This is a genomic window from Actinosynnema sp. (assembly GCF_052038725.1).
Window position 1 is genome coordinate 1 of sequence record NZ_JBQGCX010000944.1, and the last position, 2,388, is coordinate 2,388.

3 protein-coding genes are annotated in these 2,388 nt (G+C 76.9%); 1 reads left to right on the forward strand and 2 read right to left on the reverse strand.

The genetic code is table 11. The features are described from left to right. On the forward strand, positions 1–587 hold a 587-nt coding region (locus tag ACTUAL_RS19990), incomplete at its 5' end, for a VanZ family protein (RefSeq protein ID WP_440901319.1). Here ACTUAL_RS19990 and ACTUAL_RS19995 read toward each other — a convergent pair. Then, positions 502–1,644, reverse strand: coding sequence for a sensor histidine kinase (locus ACTUAL_RS19995; RefSeq protein WP_096495538.1), 1,143 nt, complete (start codon positions 1,642–1,644; stop codon positions 502–504). The genes ACTUAL_RS19990 and ACTUAL_RS19995 overlap by 86 nt on opposite strands. Then, positions 1,637–2,305 (reverse strand): response regulator transcription factor, encoded by a 669-nt coding sequence (locus tag ACTUAL_RS20000; protein WP_440901320.1) that lies wholly within the window; start codon positions 2,303–2,305, stop codon positions 1,637–1,639. The genes ACTUAL_RS19995 and ACTUAL_RS20000 overlap by 8 nt, the downstream gene beginning before the upstream one ends. Positions 2,306–2,388: the final 83 nt, after the last annotated feature.

Here is a 2,388-nt window from a genome sequence, read left to right on the forward strand (position 1 = left end):
CCGCCGTCCTGCTCGCCCTGCGCCGCCCGCTGATGATGTCCGCTCCGGCGTGCGCGGCGGGCCGGTGGCACGGGTGCCTGGACACCGAGAACGGCGTGGTGCTCGTGACGCTGGTCGGGGCGCCGGTCGCCGTGCTGGCCGCGTGGGGGCTGGCCCGGCTGCGGGGCGCGGGGTCGTGGCGCGCCTCGGTGGCCGAGGTCGGCCTGGTGTACGGGACGGTCCCGTGGTTGTGGATCACGCTGATGCCGGGTGAGCGCGCGGGCGAGGTCCCCGGCAGGCTGAGCCTGGTCCCGCTGGCGGACCTGCTGGAGATGGGGCCGCTGGGGGTCGTGGGCAACCTGCTGGTGTTCGCGGCGCTGGGGTTCTTCGCCCCGGTGCGCTTCCCGGCGCTGGCGTCCGCGCCGCGCGTGCTGGCGCTGGGCGCGGTCTGCTCGCTGCTGGTGGAGACCGCGCAGTGCGCGTTCCGGCTGGACCGGGTGTCGTCGGTGGACGACGTGCTGCTCAACGCGACCGGCGCGGCGCTGGCCGCGCTGGCGTCCCGCCGCTGGTGGGCGCGCTCCCCTCGGCGAGCGGCAGCGCGACCGTGACGCGCAGGCCGCCCTCCGGGCGGGCGACCAGGCGCAGGGTCCCGCCGTGCGCGTGGACGACGCCGCGCACGATGGCCAGCCCGAGCCCGACCCCCGCGTGCCCGTCGGCGCGCGTGCGGCGCGCTCCCCGCTGGAACGGCTCGGTCAGCGTCGGCACCAGCTCCGGCGGCAGCGGCGGCCCGGTGTTCTCGACCTCCAGCACGCCCGCCCCGTCCCGCTCCCCCGTGCGCACCAGCACCCGGCCGCCCGAGTTCGCGGGGAGGTTGTGCGCGACGGCGTTCTGCACCAGGTTCAGCACCACCCGCAGCAGCAGCTCCGCCGACCCGCGGACCACCGCAGCGCCACCGGTGACGTCGAGCGCCGTCCCGCGCCGCTCGGCCAGCGGCAGCAGCGCCTCGGCGGCCTCCTCGGCGAGCAGCGACAGGTCGACGGGCTCGCGCACGAGGTCCCCGCCCTCGCCCCTGGCGAGCAGCAGCAGCGCCTCGGTCAGGTCGATCGCCCGCCGGTTCGCGGTCCGCAGCCGCGCGAGCGCCTCGCCCCGGTCCCACGCCGGGTCGTCGCGGGCCACGTCGAGCAGCGCCTGGGTGATCGCCAGCGGGGTGCGCAGCTCGTGGGAGGCGTTGGCGGCGAACCTGCGCTGCTCGGCGACGTGCGCCTCCAGCTTCTCCAGCATGGCGTCGAACAGGTCGGCCAGCTCGCGGAACTCGTCCGCGCGCCCCGGCAGCCGGACCCGGTGCGAGAGCGAGCCGCCCGCCACGGCGCGCGCGGCGTCCGAGAGGCGGGTGAGCGGGGCGAGCACCCGGCCTGCCAGGAACCAGCCGCCGACCAGCCCGGACACCAGCAGCACCGCCAGCGCCGCGGCAGCCGCGGGCCCGAACATCCCCACCAGCAGGTACCGGTTCGGCGAGACGCCCAGCAGCCCCTGGTCGTTGTCGGGCACGTACCGCAGCAGGTACAGCCACACCACCGCGAGCAGCACGGCTCCGGTGACCAGCAGCAGCGCGGCGTAGCTGAGGGTGAGCCGGAGCCGGACGCTCAGCCCCGGCGGCCTAGCCACGGCCCGTGTCGATCCGGTAGCCCACCCCCGGCACCGTGGTGATCACCCACGGCGGCCCGAGCCGCTTGCGCAGCGCCGAGACGGTGATCCGCACGGCGTTGGTGAACGGGTCGGCGTGCTCGTCCCAGGCCCGCTCCAGCAGCTCCTCGGCGCTGATCACCCCGCCGCGCGCGGCCACCAGGACCTCCAGCACGGCGAACTGCTTGCGGGTGAGGGGGACCGGCCGCCCGTCGCGGAAGACCTCGCGGCGGAACGGGTCCAGCCGCAACCCGGCGATCTCGTGCACCGGCGGCCGGGCGTGGGCGCGCCTGCGGTCGAGCGCGCGCAGCCGCAGCACCAGCTCGCGCAGCTCGAACGGCTTGGTCAGGTAGTCGTCGGCGCCCAGCTCGAACCCGGACGCCTTGTCGTCGATGCGGTCGGCGGCGGTGAGCATCAGGATCGGGGGGCCCCGGCCGGAGGCGACGACGCGCCTGGCGACCTCGTCGCCGGACGGTCCGGGGACGTCGCGGTCGAGCACCAGCAGGTCGTAGGCGTTGACGTCGAGCAGCTCCAGGGCGGTGTCGCCGTCACCGGCGACGTCGGCGGCGATGGCGGCCAGCCGCAACCCGTCCCGGACGGCCTGGGCCAGGTGGGGCTCGTCCTCCAGGATCAGCACGCGCACGCCCGGCAGCCTAGGCGGCGCGGGTTGTCGTGGGCGTATGCTAACGCGGGTCCCGCCCCGGCGCGGGCCGCGCCGGGGCGGGG